This is a genomic window from Streptosporangium sp. NPDC049376 (genome assembly GCF_044466505.1).
In the GTDB taxonomy this organism is placed as follows: Bacteria; Actinomycetota; Actinomycetes; order Streptosporangiales; family Streptosporangiaceae; genus Streptosporangium.
This window is the reverse complement of sequence record NZ_JBITMT010000017.1, coordinates 110,123-128,893: the sequence shown is the minus strand read 5'-3', so window position 1 is coordinate 128,893 and position 18,771 is coordinate 110,123. Positions and strand designations below refer to the sequence as shown.

The window sequence follows — 18,771 nt, the reverse complement described above, 5'->3', positions numbered from 1 at the left end:
GCGGGTCAGACGATTTCGAGGTTGGCCATCATCGCCATGTCCTCGTGTTCGGCGTTGTGGCAGTGGAAGAGGTAGCGGCCCCGGTAGCCGTCGAAGCGGGTGATGATCTCCACCGCCTCGCCGGGGCGCAGGGAGACGGTGTCCTTGAGGCCCGCGTCGTGGGGCAGCGGCGGGCGGCCGTTGCGTGAGAGCACCCGGAAGCCGACCAGGTGGAGGTGGACGGGGTGGTGGACGTCGGCGATCAGCCGCCAGATCTCGACGTCGCCGAGGCGGACGGTGACGTCGGAGCGGGCGGGGTCGAAGGGGAGGCCGCCGATGAGCCACCCGTGCCCGCCGTGCGTCCGCCCGGCGCGGAAGGAGAACTCGCGGGTCACGGCGGCGTCCGAGGGGCGCCAGGACGGCAGGTCGGTGGACAGGACCGGGGGGAGGCGGCTGTCGTCGGTCGTGGCGCGGGTGATGCGGAAGGCCATGACGTCGCGGGTGCGGCCGGTGCCGAGGCGGTTGAGAAGTTTGACGCGGCTGCCGACCGGCAGGCCGGTGAAGTCGACGACGACGTCGTAGCGTTCGGCCGGGGCGACGGGAAGGGCGTGGTGGGTGACGGGGGCGGCGAGCAGTCCCTGGTCGGCGCCGATCTGGACGAGGGGGAGGCGGCGCCCGGTGTCGGTGACGGCTTCGAGTTCGTAGTGGCGGGCGTTGGAGGCGTTCAGGACGCGCAGGCGGTGGCGGGCGGTGTCGGTTTCGTGGACGGGCCAGGGGGCGCCGTTGACAAGGATGACGTCGCCGAGGACTCCGGCGAGATAGGGGTCCCGCACGCCGGGCCGCAGGCGGAGGGTGGGATCGAGGGAGGGGTAGGTGAGGGTGCCGTCGGCGGAGAAGGCGCGGTCGGTGATCATGAGGGGGAGTTCGCGGGCTCCGGAGGGCAGGCCGAGGTCGTCCTCGGCTTCGTCGCGGATGATGTGCAGCCCGGCGAGGCCGCGCCAGATGGCCGGGGCGGTGAAGTCCATGCGGTGGTCGTGGTACCACAGGAGGGTGGGGCGCTGGTCGAGGGGGAAGGTGTAGTCCCGGCTCAGCCTGGTGACGGCCGCCCGCGGGTCGTGCATGGTGTGGGCGCCCGCGTCGTGCGCGGCGTGCGTGGTCTGCGGCCAGTGCGCCGGCAGGACGAGGTCGGTGGGGTATCCGTCGGACTCCGGGGCGGTCCGCCCGCCGTGGAGGTGGACGACGGTCGGTACGGGCAGGGTGTTGTGGTGGGTCACGGTGACGGGGCGGCCGCGGCGTGACTCGATGGTGGGGCCGGGGAAGGTGCCCTCGTAGGTCCACAGCGGGGTCCTGACGCCGGGGAGGATCTCCGCGGTCGTCTCGCGCTGGGTGATCTCGTAGTGGTCGGTGCCGCCGGAGGCGCCTGCCGGGGCCAGCGTGGCGGGGACGGGCAGGGGCACCTGGAAGGGCGGCGGCAGCGGCAGGGCGCTGCGCAGTTCGGTGCCGGTGACGGCGGGACGGCGGGCGAGGGCGGCCGAGGTCGTCAGTCCGGCGGCGGCGGCGAGGCCGAGGGTCCCGCCGATGCCCAGGAGCCGCCGCCGGGTGATGTCGTCAGGCATGGCGGACGGTCCGTGGCCGGGGGCCGGTGAGGGGGCGCAGCCACAGGGCGACGAACAGGACGGTGAGCGCGGTGACGGTGATGACCCCCAGGGGGATGTGGAGCCACAGCGCGCCGTCGAGCCCGGCGAGGTACTGGACGGTTTCGGCGGCGACCACCGCCGTGGTGGCGAGGAAGGGCCAGGCCCGGCGCAGCCGGATCCAGGCCGTGAGCGCGGCGATCATCTGCAGGTAGCCGATGGAGGTGACGACGTCGGCGCCGACGGCGTGCAGGTGGAGGCTGTCGTAGTCGCCGGTGAGGTAGGTTCCGGCGAACACCGGCTGGCCGATGATCGCCACGGTGTGCGCGCCGGCGAGGACGCGCAGTGCCCACCCCGTGGGGGTCGTCCGAGGCACGGTTTCGGTCATGAGGTTTTTCTCGTTCTGTTCGCAGGTGTCGTGGCGCCCCCGAAACTATGGGATGCGGGTTATCCTGTCCAAGATCAATATTGCTATGGTGTTATGCCTTGGGGGGCATGATGGAGCTGAACGCGCTCAGGCAGTTCCTGGTGGTGGCGCGGCTTGAGCACCTGAGCCGGGCGGCGGAGGAGCTCCGCGTCGCCCAGCCGTCGCTGAGCCGGACGATCGCCCGGCTGGAGGGAGAGCTGGGCGCGCCGTTGTTCGATCGCAGCGGCAGGCTCCGGCTGAACGACGCGGGCAGGCTTTTCCGCGGGTACGCCGAGCGGTGCCTGGGCGAGCTGGAGGCGGGCAGGCGGGCGGTGGCCGAGGCGGCCGGTGAGGGTCTGGGCGCCGTACGGCTGGCGTCGGAGACGTTCCTGACCCTCACCGGTCCGCTGGCGGCCTACAAGCGGGCCCATCCTCGCGTCGAGACCGAGCTTCGCTGGATGCCGGCCGAGGACATGGGGCGCCATCTGCGGGCCCGGGAGGTCGACCTGTGTGTGGCCTCGCAGCCGATCCACGCCGACGGGCTGGAGTCGGCCCGTCTGCTGGAGGAGGAGGTCGGGCTGGCGGTGCCGTCCGGCCATCGGCTGGCGGGACGCGCCTCGGTCGGGATCGAGGAGCTCGCCGGGGAGTCCTTCGTGGCCGCCCGCGGGGGGCACTGGCAGCGGCGGCTGCTGGAGCGGCTCTTCGCGGCCAGGGGGCTCACGCCGAGGGTGGTCTGTGAGGCGGACGAGTCCGGCGCGATCGCGGATCTGATCGGCGCGGGGCTCGGCGTGGGGCTCGTCCCGGCTTTCGCGCGGAGGGCCGTGTGGAGTGTGCCGCTGGTGTGGATCGCGGTCGACAGCCCCGACTGCCGCCGCACGCTCACGTTGTTCTGGGCGGCCGACGGTCATCTGTCGGGCGCGGCGCGCCTGATGCGTTCGGCGATCACCGGATGGGACTGGGCGGGGTGACCCGGTGCCTCTCCGCGGTGGTCTTCAGGTCGCGCAGCCAGGCTTGCAGGCCCGCGCCGAGGATCGCGGTCGAGGTGGGGACGTCGGCTTCGACCTGGGGGCCGGTCCAGGTCTCCTCGGTGTGGACGCGGACGCCTCCCTTGACCCTGGTGAAGGTCCACAGGTGGGTGCCGCGGTCGATGCGCACGCCGTCGCCGACGGCGGGCCCGCTCCACAGGATGCAGGTGTCGCGCTGGATCCGCCGGACGGTGGAGGTGATGCGCAGGACGGTGGCCGGGGTCGTGGCGGTGGCGGGGGCCGGGGTGGTCCACCGGAAACGCGAGCCCGCGCGCAGGGGGCCGGGGTCGAGGCGTTCGGCGGTGAGGACGGGGGCCTGCCAGCCGGGCCAGCGCTCCACGTCGGCCTGGAGGGCGAAGACCCTGCTCAGGGGTGCCTTGATGAGGATGTCCGCCTGGTGGCGGATGCGGGCGGCGGGGTCGAGGCCCTCTCCCCGGCAGTGGGGGACGGGGCCTGGCTGGGCGGCCACGGCGGGGGCGCCGCCCGCCAGCAGGGCGGTGACGGTGAGCGGGACGGCGAGGACGGCGAGAGCGCGGGACACGGGTTCCTCCGAACCGGATAGAAGTACGTGCTTTCGTTAGAAGTTATAACCAAGCCGCGAGGAGGGTGTCAACGGGATTCGTGATAAGTTCTAACTATCCCTTGATGGTGTAGCCCTGTCGGTGGGGTGGAAAGGCGGAGGCCTTGGCGGAGACGGACGCGAGGAGCCCCAGGGAGCGCTACCGCGCCCAGGTGCGCGCGGAGATCAAGGAGTGCGCGTGGGAGCAGATCGCCACGGCGGGGGCCTCCGCGCTCTCGCTCAACGCCATCGCCAAACGGATGGGCATGAGCGGGCCCGCCCTCTACCGCTACTACGCCGGTCGCGACGAGCTGATCACCGAGCTCGTCGGCGACGCCTACCGGAGCCTGGCCGACACCCTGCGCCCGCTCTCCGAGGCGGGGGCCGGGCTGGAGGCGCTGGCGCACGCCGTCCGCGGCTGGGCCCTCGCCGACCCCCAGCGTTACCTGCTCATCTACGGCACCCCCGTGCCCGGCTACCACGCGCCCGGCGACATCACGGTCATCTCATCGCAGATCATGGGAATGCTGCTCGACGCCTGCGCGGAGTCCGTGCCGGACGGCCCGGCGGCGCCGTTCGAGGAGCACCTGGCCGGCCACCGCGAATGGGCCGGTGCTCACCCCGCCCCGCCCGCCGTCCTGCACCGGGCCCTGGTCCTGTGGACCCGGCTGCACGGCGTCCTGTCCCTGGAACTGGCCGGGCACTTCGCGGGGATGGGGTTCGATCCCGGCCTGCTCTTCACGGCCGAAGTGGACCACCTGCTGGGGCGCTGAGCGCGCGTGTGCCCGCCCTGAGCCAGCCCACCACGGGCGCCGCGCCCGCCGCGACGCACAATGCCACGATCACCAGGCCCGCCCGCAGGCCCGAGGTGGCCAGCGCGGTGCCCATGACCGCCACGCCCACGGCGCTGCCGAGTTCACGCGCCGCGCTGTTGAGCCCGGAGCCGAGCCCGGCCCGCCCCGCGGGCAGCCCGGCCATGATCTGGGTGGACAGCGCGGGCAGGGCCAGCCCCATGCCCGCGCCCACCAGGACCAGCCCGGCGGCGTAGAGGGGGTAGGGCAGGGTCGTCGCCCAGGCCAGCCACCCCAGCCCGGCCACCACGGACGCCAGGCCGCCGGCCACGGCGGGCAGCGTCGGCGCCCGCCGCCCGGACAGCGCGACCATGGGGATCACGAGGGGCAGGATGGCCAGGCCCGTCACCATCGGCGACAGGCCGCGCTCCTCCTGCAGGAAGCGGGCGTTGACGAAGAACAGGGCGAAGAGCCCGAAGAACAGCACACTCACGCCGAGGGCCCCGGCCCGCAGCTCGCGCCGGGCGAAGAGCCGGGGGTCCAGCAGCGGGCGGGGGATCCGCAGCTGGTGCAGGACGAATCCCGTGAGCACGACGGCGGCGGTCGCGAAGGCGCCCAGGACGACGGCGGACGTCCAGCCCGCCTCCGGGCCCTCGATGATGGCGAAGACCAGGGCCAGGCAGCCCAGGACGAGCAGGCCGGTGCCCACCGGGTCGACGGCGGCCGCACGGCGGGGCTGACGCGGGACGAGCAGGCCGGTGACCCCGGCCAGCAGCAGCGCGAGCAGGGCGGGGACGGCGAAGAGAGCCTGCCAGGGCAGGTATTGGATGATCAGCCCGCCACCGACGTTGCCGACGACCCCGGCGGCGCCGCTCGCGGCGCTCCAGAGGCCGACGGCGTGGGCCCGCCGCTGCGGCGGGTGGGAGGCCACGGTGATGGACAACGAGGCGGGCATGATCATGGCGGCGCCCGCTCCGCTGAGCGCGCGGGCGGCGATCAGGGCACCGGTGTGCGGGGCGAGGGCGGCGGCGAGGCTCCCGGCGGCGAAGACGGCCAGGCCCGTCAGCAGCACGCCCTTGCCGCCGAGACGGTCCCCGGCCGCCCCCATCGGGATCAGTAAGCAGGCGAAGACCAGGACGTAGGCGTCGACGATCCAGACGAGCTGACTCTCGGCGGGGTGCAGGGCACCGGTCAGGGCGGGCAGGGCGAGATTCACCGCGGCGACGAGGGAGACCACGAGGACCGACGCGGCGCACATCACGATGGAGGTTCGGTTCACGAGGCCACGGTAAAAAGACCCATACCTAACCTCAAATGCATATTTATCATGAGGTATATGCGCCAAACGCAACCAAGTCTGGACCTTCTCATCGCCCTGGACGCCCTGCTTGAGGAGTGCAGCGTCTCCGGGGCCGCCCTGCGGCTGGGACTGTCCGAACCGGCCATGAGCCGCACCCTGGGCCGGATCCGCCAGGCGATGGGCGACCCCGTCCTGGTCAGGTCCGGTCAGCGGATGGTTCCCACACCGCGCGCGCTGGCCGTGCGGGCCGAGGTGCGCAGCCTCGTCGAGGGGGCGCGGCGGGTGTTCACACCCGCCGTCTTCGAACCGGCCACCCTCAGGCGCGACTTCGTCGTACTGCTGTCGGACGCGGTGGCCACCACCGTCTGCGCCCCCCTGCTGGCCTGCGTCGGCGCCGCCGCGCCGGGGATCCGGCTGCGGTTCGTCCCGGAGGGGCACGGCGACCAGCGGGCGCTGCGCGAGGGGACGGCCGACCTGGAGATCGCGGTGATCTCCGACCCCTCACCGGAGACGCGTGTCGAGCCGCTGGTCGACGACCACGGGGTGGGCGTCGTACGGCCGGGCCACCGGCTGCTCGGCTCCCCGGTGACCCCGGAGCGCTTCGCCGCCGCCGAGCACGTCGTCTCCTCCCGCCGGGGCCGTACGGCGGGGCCCGTCGACGCGGCGCTGGCCGAGCGGGGGCTGCGGCGGCGGATCGTCGGGTCGGTGCCGACGTTCACCGCCGTCCTGCTGGCCGTACGCGGGTCCGACCTGGTCGGCATGGCGCCCGCCCGCATGTCGGCGCCCATGATCGACGCCCTGGGGCTGGTCACCTTCCCGATCCCGCTCGACCTGCCGGAGATGGCCGTCTCACAGGCCTGGCACCGGCGTCACGACGCCGATCCGGCGCACGCCTGGCTGCGCGGGCAGGTACGGGCGCTGTTCCCCCAGGGGGAGGTCCTCACCAGTGGGCGGGACGGGTGAGGGAGGCGGGGACGCCGGTGGCCGCGTCGCCCCTGGCGGCGTCGAGCTGGGCCTGGGTGAGGAAGATGCTCCCGGCGAGGTCGGCGCCGCGCAGGTCGGCGCCGCGGGTGTCGGCCCCGGTGAGGTCGGCCATGGTCAGGTTCGCGCCGCGCAGGTCGGCGCCGATGAGGTAGGCGCCGCGCAGGTTGGCGCCCCTGAGGTCGGCCCCTTTGAGTTTCGCGCCGATGAGGTCGGCGCCCCTGTGGTCCCTGCGGGGGCCGGGGACGTTCGCGCGGGCGAGCTCACTGGCCCGCTGCAGGAGGGGGTTGACCTGCGTGCGCCGCGCCATGACGTCGGTCCGCGCGAGGACCTCCGGAGACTCCCGGGTGAGCGCTTCGAGGGCGGCCCGCGCCTCGGTGAGCGCGTCGCGGACGGGGGCGGTGCCGGGGAGCGCGAGGGCCTGCGTCAGGTACCACAGCAGTTCGTGCAGGTCGCGCATGACGGGGAAGACCTCGAACATCCGCCTGGCCGTACCGGGGGAGGAACGCCAGTCACGCCCGCCGAAGGTCACCTGGGAGACCCGCTGCCCGGCGCCGAAGCAGTCGTAGACCGTGCAGCCCGCGAAACCCCGCCGGCGCAGGGAGGAGTGGATGCCGCAGCGGAAGTCGGCGCCGAGGTTGGGGCAGGGCTGGTGCGCGGGCTTGTCGATGGCGAAGTCGGAGGAGGCGGAGAAGGCCGGGACGGTGCAGCACAGGGCGAAACAGCTCGCGCAGTCGGCGCGCAGATCACGCGGGTCGGTCGCGGTCGTAGGGCTGGGATGAGCGTGGTCGCCGGACAACGTGCTGTGTTCTCCCCTGTGAGATGTCGCCTCAGGGCACCCTAGCCGACCCGGCGAAGGGCCCGGGCCGGGCCGCTCAACGACCGGCGGGATCGGCGGGGGAGTTCGCGGCGGCGTGCAGGGCGTCGAGCAGCCGCAGAGGACGCCGGTCGGGGCTGGGCGCCGACCGGAGCTGGTTGGTGGCGTAGGAGAACCCGACGCGTTCGGCCGGCCAGGCGGCGTGGCGCGAGCCCCCCATGCCGGCGTGCCCGAAGGCGTCCGGTGCCGGGCCGAAGATCGCCGCCGCGGTCTGCAGCTCGAAGCCGGTCCCGTAGGCCATGGGGCTGTTCCAGAGGGGCTCGATGCCGTGCCTGAGCAGCCTGCGGCCGTTTTTGAGGGTGGTCTCCTTCAGGACACGGACGCCGTCCAGTTCGCCGCCGCGCGCCATGCAGGCGTAGAAGCGGGCGAGGGAACGGGCGGTGCCGTGGGCGCCCGCCCCGGGCAGCTCGGCGGCCCGGAAGCCGGCGCTGTTCCACAGGGCGGGGGCGTCGGGAACGGAGATGGGGTTGCGGGCCAGGTCGCGCAGCGGGTCTCCGGTCGGGGGCGCGTCGGGGTCGGCGAAGACGAAGCCGGGGGCGACGTGCGTGGTGGCCACCCGGTGGTGGTGCTCGCGGGGCACGCCGATCCAGACGTCGAGGTCCAGGGGGCGGGCGAACTCCTCGGCGAAGAAGGTGCCCGCGCTGCGGCCGTCGACGCGGCGGATGAGCTCGGCGGCGAGCCAGCCGTAGGTCAGGGGGTGGTAGACGAAGGCGGCACGGGGGTCGGTGAGCGGCTCCTGGGCGGCCAGCAGGGAGGCCATGAAGACCGGGTCCAGGAACTGGCCGGTGGTGAAGCTCTCCCGGACGCCGGGGAGCCTGGCCTGGTGCGACATGATCTGGGTGACCGTGATGGCGGACTTGCCCGCGGCGGCGAACTCGGGCCAGTAGCGGGCGGCGGGGGCGTCGAGGTCGAGCCGCCCGCGCTCGGCCAGCAGGAGCACGCAGGCGGCGATGAGCCCCTTGGCTCCGGAGAACACCAGCTGCAGGGTGTCGCGCCGCCAGGGGGCGCCGCTGTCCGGGTCGGCGCTGCCGCCCCACAGGTCGGCGACGAGCCGCCCGTCGTGGTAGGCGGCGAACGCGGCGCCCACCTCGGCGGAACCGGTGAAGTTACGGGTGAAGGCCTCGGCGACGCCTTCGTAGCCGGGGGCCGTGAAGCCGTTGACGTTCATGGGTGCGCTCGCTTTCCCGGGCATGTGCCGGTGGAGTCTCCCGCCCAGGCGGCACGCATAGATTGCGGTGATCAGTGCATTTCGCCCGTTATGTTATTAGATCGGTTGATCTCGCCCCGCTCGGTGGAGGCGCTGACCGCCGACCGGCCAGGTTGCGCCTCCGAGGCTCGGCCATGTGATCCGAGCCCGGACGGCTTGTGGCTCAGCAGAGGACGTTGACGCCCGTGACGAGGTTGCCGGGGTCCAGTGGCCGGCTGGACCAGGGTTGCACGCGGTCCCATCTCTGGTCCGCGTAGATGACGTCGAAACCGTTTCCGTGGGCGCTGCCCCGCCTGTAGTGGTCATTGATCGTGTGATAGCCGCAGCCGTCCACGTTCCACCACGACCCGCCCGCGCCCTGGCGTCCGCCCGAGAGCTCGATGCACGCTCGTCCCGCGTCGCATCCGCGTGCCCAGTACCCGCCGCCGACGGCGGCCTGAGTGTGGGGGGCGGGGGCGGCCAGGGCCGGGGTGGTCAGGGCGGCCAGGGTCAGGCCGCCGGTGCTGACGACGGTGACGGTGAAGGTGACGATCCTGCTGCCGATGCGCATGTGAACCGCTTTCCTTGAGATGTTCCCGGTGGGGCTGGTGTTGCCGCTTGGGATCCTGCAGTAAACGGCTGTTCGCCGTATGTATCCGACCGGCTACTTTCGGCTATCGACCCGTCCGGTGTGGTCTCGGGGCACCGGGCCGTCTACCAGATCCTCACCTCGGGAAAATCTCCCGACGGCCTGTCCAGCAAGGGCTGGCGCCTGCCCTTGAGGTGCAGGTCGAGGCAGGCGCTGACGAACCTGCGGGAGGTGCTCGGCGTGCTGCGCTCATCCGATCCGGTACGCGGCCAGCAGCCCACGCTGGCCGACCTGGACCGGCTGCTCGACCAGTCGCGGGCCCTGGGCAGCGTGGTCAGCCGCCACGACGAGGGCGAGGCACGCCCGCTTGCGCCGACCGCCGAGCGCACCGCCTACCGGGTGGTCCAGGAGGCGCTGACCAACGTGCACAAGCACGCGGGCGGCGCCGAGACCGAGGTTCACCTCCGCTACCGGGCCACCGAGCTGGAGGTCCTCGTCCGCAACCGGCCCTCCACGGCGGACGGCGGCCTGCCCGGCTCCGGATGGGGCCTGGTCGGGCTGCGTGAGCGCGTCGAACTGGTCGGCGGCAGGCTGGAGGCGGGGCCGCGGGCGCAGGGCGGCTTCCAGGTGCTGGCCGGGATCCCCACGGCATGATCCGCGTGCTGATCGCCGACGACGAGGCACTGGTCAGGGCCGGGCTGCGGATGATACTTGAGGCGGCGGGCGACATGACGGTCGTCGGCGAGGCCTGTGACGGTGACGAGGCCGTGGGCGCCGCGGCCCGGCTCAGGCCGCACGTCGTCCTGATGGACGTGCGTATGCCGGGCACCGACGGGCTGAGCGCCGCCGCCCGTGTGCTCGCCGCCCCCGAGGCGCCCAAGGTGATCATGCTCACCACGTTCGACCTGGACGACCACGTCCACGAGGCGCTTCGGCTGGGCGCCGTCGGCTTCCTGCTCAAGGACACCCCGCCGCGTGATCTGGCGGCCGCCGTCCGCACGATCGCGGCGGGGCAGGCCATGCTGTCCCCCACGGTCATCAAGCGGCTGATCGGTTCGTTCGTCGACAGGGCTCCCTCGCGGGCCGAGTCCGCGCGCGGGCGGCTCGCGGCGCTGACCGCCAGGGAGGAGGACGTGATCAGGGCGGTGGCACGCGGCCTGTCGAACGCCGAGATCGGGCGGGAGCTACGGCTGACGGAGGCGACGGTGAAGGCGCATGTCAGCCGGGTGCTGGCCAAGCTGGGCCTGGCCAACCGGGTGCAGGCGGCCATCCTCGTCCACGACGCCGGCCTCGGCTGACCGGCGCGGCACCCGAAGACGAACCCCCGGTCGCCGGCTCCGCGAGACGATCCTCGGCACCGTCCTTCCCCCCGTCCTGACGCGGCGTTCACCCGACGACGACGGCGGCGGGGTCGTGGCCGTGGAGCCAGGCGGTGCTCCTGTCGTAGAACAGCGGCAGGAACATGCGCATCGCGGCGGCCTGCGCCCGGCGGGCCACGGGGCCGGCCTTCTTGGCCTCGCGGTTGTCCTTGGCCGCGCCCAGGAGCCTGGTGACGCGGGGCCTGCGGGCGGCGTCGTAGCGGGCCAGGGCCCCGGGAACGTCCGACGGGGCCCGGCCGCGCAGCGCGGCGGCCAGGACCAGGGCGTCCTCGACGGCCATGGAGGCCCCCTGGCCCGCGCCCACCGGGTGGGCGGCGTCGCCGATGAGGACGCTGCGGCCGCCGTGCCAGATGGGGACCGGGCCGAGGGCGTGCATGAGCACGGTGGGGTGGGTGCCGGCGGCGGCGGCCAGGACCGCCGAGGGGACCGGCTCGCGCCGGTACAGCGCGGCGGTCTCACGTAGCCATCCGGCGCCGGCTCCGGCGGCGTCGTCGAGGCGGGGCTGTCGCGGGTCGGCGATCTGGGCCGACCACCACACCGTGCCGTCGCCCGCGGCCAGGTGGATGAAGGCCCCGTTGCGGGCGAAGGTCATGTTGAAGACGCCGGGCTCGACACCCAGGCCCCGCGCGTCGGCGGAGACACCGGACACGCAGTACAGGCCGGCGTAGCGCGGGCGCGGCGCGGCCGGGTCCAGGACGCCGCGCACGAGCGACCAGATGCCGTCGGCGGCCACGAGCAGGTCGGCGCTGTCGCGGCGGCCGTCGAGGAAACCGGCGGTGACGACCCCGGGGGCCTCGGTGACGCCGGTCAGGCGCTCCCCGGTGACGATCTCCGCGCCCGCCTCGGCGGCCGCGGCGCGCAGGGCCTCCACCAGGGCACCGCGCATCAGGGTGACGCTGTGCAGCGGGTCGTCGCCGCGACGGCCCCGGGGGACGTCGCCGAGGAGCCTGCCCGAGGCCGACCACATGCGCTGGCGGGGCAGGGCGACACCCAGGCGCTGGACCCGGGGCAGGCAGCCGAGGGCCTCCAGGCCGCGCAGCCCGTTGGCGGCCAGGCTGATGAAGGAGCCGACGTCGCCCGCGGGGTCGGCGTAGGCCTCGTACACGGTCACCTCGGCGCCGATGTGACGCAGGGCCAGGGCGGCGGCGGAGCCCGCGACGCCCGCTCCGATCACGATGACACGCATCGTCAACCTCCGAATGCTCATTCACTGAACTTTGATTCACTGAATCTGAATTTGGTGAAAGTGTGTTCGGTAGGATGACCGCTGTCAACCCCGCCCGGAGGGGGCGGGCGGGAAGACGGCGGAGCGTGACGGTGGCGGGTGTGCGCAAGGCGAAGGCGGCCGAGACGAGGGCGGCGCTGCTTGAGGCCGCCAGGAGACTGTTCGCCGAGCGCGGCTTCCTCAACACCAAGATCACCGACATCGCGGCGGCGGCGGGACGCTCGGCCGGCTCCTTCTACGAGCACTTCGCCGACCGGGAGGAGTTGCTCGGGGCACTGCTGGCCGAGATGGAGGACAGCGCCGACCGGGAGGTGGCGCGCGCCGGCCATCCGCGCGAGCACGACCTGACCGACCGCGACCAGCTGCGCGAGCACCTGCGGATCGCCTGGAGCGTCTTCCGCGAGCATCGGGCCGTCATGGTGGCCCTGTTCCAGTCTCGCGTCGGCGCGGGTCCCGGCGACGGCCGGGCATGGGACGACCTGACCTCCGAGACGGCTGTCTTCCGCCACCACCTGGAGTATCTGCGCGAACGCGGCCACCGGCTGCCCGGCGACCCCGAGCTGGTCGCGGCGGCGATGGGCGCCATGCTCGGCATGCTCGGATACTCGATGCTCACCCGTGCCGAGCCCGTCGGCGACGACACGGTCGTCGACACCCTCACCGACCTGCTGCTGTACGGCCTGGCCGGCCCCGCCGGGACACCCTGAGGCCGTACCCCGGGAAAAGCGGTCGCGCCGCGACGCCCCGATCCGTTAGACAGGTCCGGTGTCCGACACCTACCCGATCCGTCCCGTCACCGGCGAGGAGTTCGAGACCTGGGCCCGGGTCGTCTCCGACACCTACGGTGAGGACCGGACCGAGGAGGACCTCGCCGTCGAACGGTCCGCGACCGAGCTGGAACGCACCCTCGCCGCCTTCGACGAGGGCCGGATCATCGGCGGCACCGCGGCCTGCACCCGTGTGCTGACCGTTCCCGGAGCCGTGCTGCCGACGGCCGGGATCACCTGGGTCGGCGTGACCCCCACCCACCGCAGGCGCGGCGTCCTGACCTGCCTGATGCGCAGGCAGCTCACCGACCTGTACGAGGGCGGCGGCGAGCCGATCGCCGCGCTGCGCCCCTCGGAGGCCCCGATCTACGGCCGGTACGGCTACGGCCCGGCCTCACGCGGAGCCCTGCTGCGCTGCGAGAAACGCTCCATGGCCTTCCTGCCGGGCACCGACTTCGGGGACGGGCGGATCCGGCTGCTGGAACGGGACGAGGCGCGGCCCCTGGTCGAGGAGGTCTACGAGCGCGTCCGCCCCGGCGCCGTCGGCTGGCCCGACCGCCCCGGCAACTGCTGGGACATACGGCTGGCGGACGGCCCGCAGGACCGGGAGGGCGCCACCGCCCTGCGTCACGCCGTGCATCGCGAAAGCGGCGGCCGGGCCGACGGATACGCCCTCTACCGGATCAAGGACGGGCACGGCGACGGCGGGCGTGCCGTACAGGTCGTGGAACTCGTCGCGGTCACCCGCCGGGCCTACGCCGCGCTGTGGCGTTTCCTGGCCGGGATCGACCTGGTGCCGTGGATCGAGTACGAGGGGGCGGCCGACGAGGCCCTGCCGTACCTGCTGGCCGACCCCCGCGCCGTGCGCGCGCACGAGGTGGACCGGCTCTGGGTGCGGCTCGTCGACGTCGCCCGGGCGCTGGCCGGACGGCGTTACGCCCTGCCGCTTGAGGTGGTGCTGGACGTGCGCGACGACTTCTGCCCGTGGAACACCGGCCGTCTGCGGCTGTGGGCCGAGACCGGGACGGCGGGCTGCGAGCGTACGGCCGCCGCCCCCGACCTGCGCCTCACTCCCGCCGAGCTGGGCGCGGCCTTCCTCGGCGGGACGACCCTGGAGACACTGGCCCGCGCCGGGCGCGTCGAGGAACTGCGGCCCGGCGCGCTGGCCCGCGCGTCGGCGGCCTTCCGGGGCGCCGGGGAGCCGTTCTATCCCGGGGGCCCGGCCTTTCCCGCTTTCTGAGCACCACCGTCGCGACGGCCGCGCCGCGCCGCCGTGACGGTGGTGCGGGCCGTCATGGCGGCACGGTCGATAGCTTTGCGTCACCGAACGGACACACAGAGTGCCGGCGAGGATCGCGGCACGGGCGTCCGGACGGCCCACCGCAGGCGACCAGAAAGCGACACTCATGAACAAGCCGACCCCCTTGGGCGGCACCGCCGTCCACGAGCCGGTCCCGCTGGGCCACGACCGCCACTGCGCCGAGATCGTCGCGCAGACCGACCAGCTCAGGGCGGTCGTGGCGGGGGCGGACCTGGCGGCCGCCGTGCCCTCCTGTCCCGACTGGAACCTCGCCCAGCTGCTGCGGCACGTCGGGTACGGCCACCGCTGGGCCGAGACGATCGTGCGCACCAGGGCCACCACGCCACCTCCGGACACGGAGCTGCGTGACCTGCCCGCCGACACCGGACAGGACCCCGCGGAGATCGACGCCTGGCTCGCCGAGGGCGCGCGGCTGCTGGCCGACACCCTGCGCGAGGCCGGGCCCGACGCGCGGACATGGGTGCCCGTCGAGATGGAGACCTCGGGATTCTGGGCCCGCCGCTTCGCTCACGAGACCCTCGTGCACCGGGCCGACGCCGCCCTGGCCGCCGGGCGGGACTTCACCGCCGGGCGGGAGGTCGTCGTCGACGCCCTCGACGAGTGGATGGAACTGGCGTCCCTGCCGCAGATGCTCGACGTCAACCCCAGGCAGCGCGAACTGCTCGGCCCCGGCCGCACCATCGGCCTGCACGCCACCGACACCGGGCCGTCGGCCGGGACGGAGTGGCTGGTCGACCTCACCGGCGACACCGTCACCTGCCGCAGGGGTCGCGGGGCGGCGGCCGTCACCCTGCACGGCCCGCTGACCGCCCTGCTGCTGGTCGTCTACCGCCGCCGCCCCGCCCGGGGCGGTGGCATCGAGATCCTCGGCGACGAACGGCTGCTCGACTTCTGGCTGGACCGCGTCGGCTTCGGGTGAGCCGCGGGGCACTGCGGCGCCGGCGGGCCGGAAGTCCCTCACGGTCGGGTCTTTCGGCCGCTGCGCCCACCGGGGCCGAAGCGGTCGGATGGAGGAGGGAACCGAGGAGGAGACATGACAGCACATGTAGTGGTGGGCGTGGACGGCTCGCCCGCCTCACAGGCCGCGGTCGAGTGGGCCGCCGACGACGCCGTGCGCCGCGGACGCCCGCTGCGGATCGTTCACGTGTGCGCGCCCTGGATCTACGACATCCCGCTGCAGACCCCGCCCGGATTCCGCGACTCGATGACCGAGTACTGCCAGGAGATCCTCGACACGGCGCTCGCCCAGGCCCGCTCGCACGCCCCCGGCCTGCAGATCGAGACCGTGCGCGAGCGGGGCAAGGCCGGCGAGGTCCTGCGGCGCGAGGCCGAGGACGCCGAGGAGGTCGTGGTGGGCAGCCGGGGACTCGGCGGGTTCACCGGGCTGCTGCTCGGGTCGGTCTCGCTCGCCCTGGCCGGTCACGTCGCCGCCCCGGTCGTCGTGGTCAGGAAACCCCGCAGGCACGTCCACGACGAGATCGTCGTCGGCCTCGACGGCCCCCCGGCGCCGGAGGCGGTCTTCCGGTACGCCTTCGAGGAGGCCGTGATGCGCAAGGCCGTCCTGCACGTCGTCCACACGGTCCAGACCCCCGTCCTGGGGCCGTACGCCGAGGCCTACACCTCGCTGATCGACGACGCCTTCGTCACCGAGAAACGCGTGGCCGCCGAGACGCTGGAACCGTGGCGGGAACGCTACCCGCAGGTCGAGGTCAGGCGGACGGTGGTCATCGGGCACCCGGTCGCCGTCCTGTGCGAGGCGTCGCAGACGGCCGACCTGCTCGTCGTCGGCTCACGCGGGCTGGGCAGGGTCGGCGCGGCCGTGCTGGGCTCGGTCAGCCACGGCGTGCTGCACCACGCCCGCTGCCCCGTCGCCGTCGTACGTCCCAGGGGTGAGGCATGAACGACATCACCGTCCTGACCGTCGCGCAGATCATGAGCCGCACGCTCGTCGCCGTCCCGCCGGACGAGTCGCCCCTGCTGGCCTGGGAGATCATGCGCCGCGCCGACGTCCACCACCTGCCGGTCGTCGACGACACCGGCCGCCTGTACGGCGTGCTGACCCGCGAGGACCTGGCCGCCCACTGGTCCGGCGGCCCGATGGAGCAGTCGCACGTCCACGTCCGCGCCCTGGTGGCCGGGCGCCGCTGCCCGCGCACCACACTCGGCGCGAGCCTGGCCGACGCCGCCGCGGCCATGGTCGGCGCCGGGGTGAACGCGATCCCGGTCCTGAACGACTCGGCCAGGCTCGCGGGGATGGTGACCGTCACCGACGTGCTGCGGGCCGTGGCGGGACTCCTCCCCGAGCACCAGGAGCCGCCGGAGCTCATGACGGGCATGTTCCGCCTGGTACCGGTGCTTCCCCGGGTCCCGGCCCGCTGACGTCTACCCGCCGGAGGTCACGGTCGCTCCGGGCAGCGACTCCTTCCTGACCTCCGGCGGGCCGACGACGGCGTTGAGGCCGCCGCCGTAGATCTGCGCGGACGCGTTGCCCTCGACGGAGGGTTTCGACGTCTGCCCCTTGACGGTGATCAGCATCCTGGTGGGGGTGCAGACCAGGATGAAGGTGCTCTCGGTGGAGACGGTCGTCGCAGGCTCAAGCGGCCCGGAGAATCCCTCCTCCCGCATCAGATCCCTGGAGGACCTGGTCATGTCGCTGCTCATGCTCCAGTCGGCTTCCATGTTCTTGCTGGAGCCGGCCAGCCCGCACTGGCCTGAGGGATGGATCCACGCGGTCAGCTTGTGGGAGCCGACCTTGATCCGCGCCAGTACCCGGTCCGCCCCCTCGGGCGGTTCCCCGTCGTCGGGCAGGCGCTTCAGCTTGGCCAGCGGCCACTGGGCCGGGTCCTTCAGCACCGGGTCCGCAACCGGTGCCGAGCACGCCCCGAGGGCCGATAACACCAAAAACCCCGCTAAAGCACGCGAAAGACGATCGATCACTGCGATTCCCCGTTCGTAATGACTCAGTCGATTTTGAGTCTAGGGATCTCGCCTGACACGCGAGCGTCACGCGCCCCGTGAGAGGTCTCCGGCGGTCACCGTGGCAATCGGATCAGCCCAGCGGGGCCGGGGCGGACCTCCCCGGCGGCCACCCGCGTGTCCGCTGGAGGGCCATGGTCAACGCGGGGCCGGCAGGGGAGCCCGGCGGGCGTGGGTGGCCTGCTCGAAGGCGTGGGCGTAGCCGAGCAGCCGGGCGTCGGTGAAGCGGGTGCCCAGGAAGGACAATCCCAGTGGCAGGCCGCTCCTGGTGTACCCGGCGGGCACGGTGACGTGCGGGTATCCCGCCGCGGAGGAGTTGCGGGTCGAGCTGGCGAACGCCCGGCCGCTCTCGCCCTTGTGGTCGAGCGCGAGGGCGGGCAGGTCGGTCGGGGTCACGATGGCGTCGAGACGGTGCCCGGTCAGGACGTCGTCGATGGCCTTACGGGCCTGCACGGTCATGACGCCACGGTGCTCACGGTAGGCGGGGTCGGTCAGGTCGCCGTCGGTCCTGTCGGCCATCTCGAACAGTTCCTGGCCGAACTTCGCCAGTTCCGTCCCGGCGTGCCGCCGGTTGAAGGCGATCAGGCCGGTGAGGGTCTTCGGGTGGGTGCCGGGGGTCGCGGCGAGGTAGGCGTTGATGTCGTGCTTGAACTCGGTCAGGACGGCGGGCAGCAGGTGCTCGCCCATGACCTTGTCGGTGCCGGGCACGTCGGCGCCCTCGACGACGACGGCGCCGAGTTCGCGCAGCTTCCCGACGGCGGCCTCGAAGACCCGGTCGACGTCCGGGTCGACGCCGACGTGCCCCTTGCGCCACACCCCGATGCGTTTGCCGCGCAGCGCGCCGGGCGCGAGCATCGCCCGGTGGTCGGCGGGCAGTTTCCCGGCGCTCGCGGCGCTGTCGGGGTCGGCCGGGTCGGGGCCGTACATCGCCCACAGGGTCAGCGCGGCGTCGGTGGTGTTACGGGCGATCGGGCCCGGGCTGTCCTGGCGGGCGGTGATCGGCACGACACCGCTGCGGCTGACCAGCCCCAGCGTGGGCCTGATCCCCACGGTCGAGGTCACGTTCGCCGGGCAGGTGATGGAGCCGTCGGTGTCGGTGCCGATCGCCACCGCCGCCAGGCCCGCCGCCGCGGCCACCGCCGAGCCGCTTGAGGAGCCGCAGGGGCTGCGGTCAAGCGCGTAGGGGTTGCGGGTCTGGCCGCCGACCGAGCTCCAGCCCGCCGTGGCGTACGGCGAGCGGAAGTTGGACCACTGCGACAGGTTGGCCTTACCGATGATCACCGCACCGGCCTCGCGCAGTCTCCGGACCAGGAACGCGTCCCTGGACGGCCTGGCCCCCTTCAGGGCGGTGGAACCGGCCGTGGTCGGCTGCCGGTCGGCGGTGTCCATGTTGCCCTTGAGCAGGACCGGGATGCCTTCGAGTGGTCCGCGCGCGGCGCGGGAGGCGCGGTGGGTGTCGCTGCGGCGGGCCAGCGCCATCGCGTCCGGGTTGACGCCGATCACCGCGCTCAGCCGGGGGTTCAGTCTCTCGATACGCCGCAGGTAGGCCCGGGTGAGGTCGGCCGAGGTGACGCGCCCGCCGTCCATGGCCCGCTGCATGTCGAGGATCGTGGAACGATCCAGGTCCAGGCCGGGAAGGTCGGGGCCGCCGGAGGCGTGCGCGGCCTGCGGAACGGCCAGGCAGGTTCCGGCGAGCGCGAGGACCGCGGCCGTACGGCGCAACGGGGTCAACGGGGTCATGGAGGACAAGAGAGGCACGATTCTTCCTCGTCGTAA

20 protein-coding genes are annotated in these 18,771 nt (G+C 73.4%); 10 read left to right on the top strand and 10 right to left on the bottom strand.

What is annotated here, in order from left to right:
- Window positions 1-5: 5 nt before the first annotated feature.
- Window positions 6-1,595: a multicopper oxidase family protein gene (locus ACIBVQ_RS32000; RefSeq protein ID WP_399182052.1), complete on the bottom strand. Its 1,590-nt coding sequence runs from the start codon at window positions 1,593-1,595 to the stop codon at window positions 6-8.
- Entirely contained in the window at window positions 1,588-2,001 is a 414-nt protein-coding gene (locus tag ACIBVQ_RS31995; protein WP_386196420.1) for a hypothetical protein, read from the bottom strand. The genes ACIBVQ_RS32000 and ACIBVQ_RS31995 overlap by 8 nt, the downstream gene beginning before the upstream one ends.
- A 107-nt stretch (window positions 2,002-2,108) precedes the next feature.
- Here ACIBVQ_RS31995 and ACIBVQ_RS31990 point away from each other — a divergent pair, with 107 nt between their 5' ends.
- Window positions 2,109-2,987 carry a LysR substrate-binding domain-containing protein gene (locus ACIBVQ_RS31990; RefSeq protein WP_386196422.1) on the top strand — a complete coding sequence of 293 codons (879 nt, stop codon included), beginning with the start codon at window positions 2,109-2,111 and terminating at the stop codon, window positions 2,985-2,987.
- On the opposite strand, the gene ACIBVQ_RS31985 is transcribed toward ACIBVQ_RS31990, so the two are convergent.
- Window positions 2,962-3,585 carry an SRPBCC family protein gene (locus tag ACIBVQ_RS31985; protein ID WP_399182049.1) on the bottom strand — a complete coding sequence of 208 codons (624 nt, stop codon included), beginning with the start codon at window positions 3,583-3,585 and terminating at the stop codon, window positions 2,962-2,964. The two genes, ACIBVQ_RS31990 and ACIBVQ_RS31985, sit on opposite strands and share 26 nt — an antisense overlap.
- A 143-nt stretch (window positions 3,586-3,728) precedes the next feature.
- On the opposite strand from ACIBVQ_RS31985, the gene ACIBVQ_RS31980 reads away from it, so the two are divergent.
- Window positions 3,729-4,376 carry a TetR/AcrR family transcriptional regulator gene (locus ACIBVQ_RS31980; protein WP_399182047.1) on the top strand — a complete coding sequence of 216 codons (648 nt, stop codon included), beginning with the start codon at window positions 3,729-3,731 and terminating at the stop codon, window positions 4,374-4,376.
- On the opposite strand, the gene ACIBVQ_RS31975 is transcribed toward ACIBVQ_RS31980, so the two are convergent.
- Window positions 4,342-5,673, bottom strand: coding sequence for an MFS transporter (locus ACIBVQ_RS31975; protein WP_399182045.1), 1,332 nt, complete (start codon window positions 5,671-5,673; stop codon window positions 4,342-4,344). The two genes, ACIBVQ_RS31980 and ACIBVQ_RS31975, sit on opposite strands and share 35 nt — an antisense overlap.
- Window positions 5,674-5,730: 57 nt before the next feature.
- On the opposite strand from ACIBVQ_RS31975, the gene ACIBVQ_RS31970 reads away from it, so the two are divergent.
- A complete protein-coding gene (locus tag ACIBVQ_RS31970) occupies window positions 5,731-6,657 on the top strand; it encodes a LysR family transcriptional regulator (protein ID WP_399182043.1) in 927 nt (308 codons plus the stop codon).
- On the opposite strand, the gene ACIBVQ_RS31965 is transcribed toward ACIBVQ_RS31970, so the two are convergent.
- The 3 genes from ACIBVQ_RS31965 to ACIBVQ_RS31955 form a co-directional block, all read right to left on the bottom strand.
- Window positions 6,635-7,474, bottom strand: a complete 840-nt coding sequence (locus tag ACIBVQ_RS31965) for a pentapeptide repeat-containing protein (RefSeq protein WP_399182041.1) — start codon at window positions 7,472-7,474, stop codon at window positions 6,635-6,637. The two genes, ACIBVQ_RS31970 and ACIBVQ_RS31965, sit on opposite strands and share 23 nt — an antisense overlap.
- Window positions 7,475-7,550: 76 nt before the next feature.
- Window positions 7,551-8,720 carry a serine hydrolase domain-containing protein gene (locus ACIBVQ_RS31960; protein WP_399182039.1) on the bottom strand — a complete coding sequence of 390 codons (1,170 nt, stop codon included), beginning with the start codon at window positions 8,718-8,720 and terminating at the stop codon, window positions 7,551-7,553.
- A gap of 202 nt (window positions 8,721-8,922) precedes the next feature.
- Entirely contained in the window at window positions 8,923-9,309 is a 387-nt protein-coding gene (locus ACIBVQ_RS31955; protein ID WP_352013387.1) for a hypothetical protein, read from the bottom strand.
- Between the two features lie 120 nt (window positions 9,310-9,429).
- Here ACIBVQ_RS31955 and ACIBVQ_RS31950 point away from each other — a divergent pair, with 120 nt between their 5' ends.
- Together ACIBVQ_RS31950 and ACIBVQ_RS31945 are read left to right on the top strand one after the other, a co-directional pair.
- Complete coding sequence (locus ACIBVQ_RS31950; RefSeq protein ID WP_399182037.1) at window positions 9,430-9,981, top strand: sensor histidine kinase; 552 nt, start codon at window positions 9,430-9,432, stop codon at window positions 9,979-9,981.
- The gene (locus tag ACIBVQ_RS31945) at window positions 9,978-10,625 is read left to right on the top strand and encodes a response regulator (RefSeq protein WP_399182035.1); all 648 of its coding nucleotides are present in this window, start codon (window positions 9,978-9,980) and stop codon (window positions 10,623-10,625) included. The genes ACIBVQ_RS31950 and ACIBVQ_RS31945 overlap by 4 nt, the downstream gene beginning before the upstream one ends.
- 88 nt (window positions 10,626-10,713) lie before the next feature.
- Here the strand turns inward: ACIBVQ_RS31945 and ACIBVQ_RS31940 are convergent, their stop codons facing one another.
- On the bottom strand, window positions 10,714-11,892 hold the full coding sequence (locus ACIBVQ_RS31940; protein WP_399182033.1) for an FAD-dependent oxidoreductase: 1,179 nt from the start codon (window positions 11,890-11,892) through the stop codon (window positions 10,714-10,716).
- 140 nt (window positions 11,893-12,032) lie between these two features.
- On the opposite strand from ACIBVQ_RS31940, the gene ACIBVQ_RS31935 reads away from it, so the two are divergent.
- The 5 genes from ACIBVQ_RS31935 to ACIBVQ_RS31915 all read left to right on the top strand — a co-directional run bounded on the left by ACIBVQ_RS31935 (window position 12,033) and on the right by ACIBVQ_RS31915 (window position 16,398).
- On the top strand, window positions 12,033-12,638 hold the full coding sequence (locus ACIBVQ_RS31935) for a TetR/AcrR family transcriptional regulator (protein ID WP_386196441.1): 606 nt from the start codon (window positions 12,033-12,035) through the stop codon (window positions 12,636-12,638).
- Between the two features lie 58 nt (window positions 12,639-12,696).
- Window positions 12,697-13,938 (top strand): GNAT family N-acetyltransferase, encoded by a 1,242-nt coding sequence (locus tag ACIBVQ_RS31930; RefSeq protein WP_399182030.1) that lies wholly within the window; start codon window positions 12,697-12,699, stop codon window positions 13,936-13,938.
- A 166-nt stretch (window positions 13,939-14,104) separates the two neighbouring features.
- Window positions 14,105-14,938, top strand: coding sequence for a maleylpyruvate isomerase family mycothiol-dependent enzyme (locus ACIBVQ_RS31925; RefSeq protein ID WP_399182028.1), 834 nt, complete (start codon window positions 14,105-14,107; stop codon window positions 14,936-14,938).
- 114 nt (window positions 14,939-15,052) lie between these two features.
- The gene (locus ACIBVQ_RS31920; RefSeq protein WP_352013394.1) at window positions 15,053-15,919 is read left to right on the top strand and encodes a universal stress protein; all 867 of its coding nucleotides are present in this window, start codon (window positions 15,053-15,055) and stop codon (window positions 15,917-15,919) included.
- Entirely contained in the window at window positions 15,916-16,398 is a 483-nt protein-coding gene (locus ACIBVQ_RS31915; RefSeq protein ID WP_352013395.1) for a CBS domain-containing protein, read from the top strand. Before ACIBVQ_RS31920 ends, ACIBVQ_RS31915 begins: the two co-directional genes overlap by 4 nt.
- Before the next feature lie 3 nt (window positions 16,399-16,401).
- Here ACIBVQ_RS31915 and ACIBVQ_RS31910 read toward each other — a convergent pair whose 3' ends face one another.
- Entirely contained in the window at window positions 16,402-16,917 is a 516-nt protein-coding gene (locus ACIBVQ_RS31910) for a hypothetical protein (protein WP_399182026.1), read from the bottom strand.
- A 216-nt stretch (window positions 16,918-17,133) separates the two neighbouring features.
- Window positions 17,134-18,735, bottom strand: coding sequence for an amidase (locus tag ACIBVQ_RS31905; protein ID WP_399182024.1), 1,602 nt, complete (start codon window positions 18,733-18,735; stop codon window positions 17,134-17,136).
- Between the last annotated feature and the right edge of the window lie 36 nt (window positions 18,736-18,771).

What these genes read in the sequence shown, in the direction of transcription:
- ACIBVQ_RS31970 (WP_399182043.1), top strand. Translation starts at nt 5,731, where the DNA reads ATGCGCCAAACGCAACCAAGTCTGGACCTTCTCATCGCCCTGGACGCC.
- ACIBVQ_RS31955 (WP_352013387.1), bottom strand. Translation starts at nt 9,309, where the DNA reads ATGCGCATCGGCAGCAGGATCGTCACCTTCACCGTCACCGTCGTCAGC.
- ACIBVQ_RS32000 (WP_399182052.1), bottom strand. Translation starts at nt 1,595, where the DNA reads ATGCCTGACGACATCACCCGGCGGCGGCTCCTGGGCATCGGCGGGACC.
- ACIBVQ_RS31920 (WP_352013394.1), top strand. Translation starts at nt 15,053, where the DNA reads ATGACAGCACATGTAGTGGTGGGCGTGGACGGCTCGCCCGCCTCACAG.
- ACIBVQ_RS31945 (WP_399182035.1), top strand. Translation starts at nt 9,978, where the DNA reads ATGATCCGCGTGCTGATCGCCGACGACGAGGCACTGGTCAGGGCCGGG.
- ACIBVQ_RS31925 (WP_399182028.1), top strand. Translation starts at nt 14,105, where the DNA reads ATGAACAAGCCGACCCCCTTGGGCGGCACCGCCGTCCACGAGCCGGTC.
- ACIBVQ_RS31940 (WP_399182033.1), bottom strand. Translation starts at nt 11,892, where the DNA reads ATGCGTGTCATCGTGATCGGAGCGGGCGTCGCGGGCTCCGCCGCCGCC.
- ACIBVQ_RS31960 (WP_399182039.1), bottom strand. Translation starts at nt 8,720, where the DNA reads ATGAACGTCAACGGCTTCACGGCCCCCGGCTACGAAGGCGTCGCCGAG.
- ACIBVQ_RS31915 (WP_352013395.1), top strand. Translation starts at nt 15,916, where the DNA reads ATGAACGACATCACCGTCCTGACCGTCGCGCAGATCATGAGCCGCACG.
- ACIBVQ_RS31905 (WP_399182024.1), bottom strand. Translation starts at nt 18,735, where the DNA reads ATGACCCCGTTGACCCCGTTGCGCCGTACGGCCGCGGTCCTCGCGCTC.
- ACIBVQ_RS31990 (WP_386196422.1), top strand. Translation starts at nt 2,109, where the DNA reads ATGATGGAGCTGAACGCGCTCAGGCAGTTCCTGGTGGTGGCGCGGCTT.
- ACIBVQ_RS31995 (WP_386196420.1), bottom strand. Translation starts at nt 2,001, where the DNA reads ATGACCGAAACCGTGCCTCGGACGACCCCCACGGGGTGGGCACTGCGC.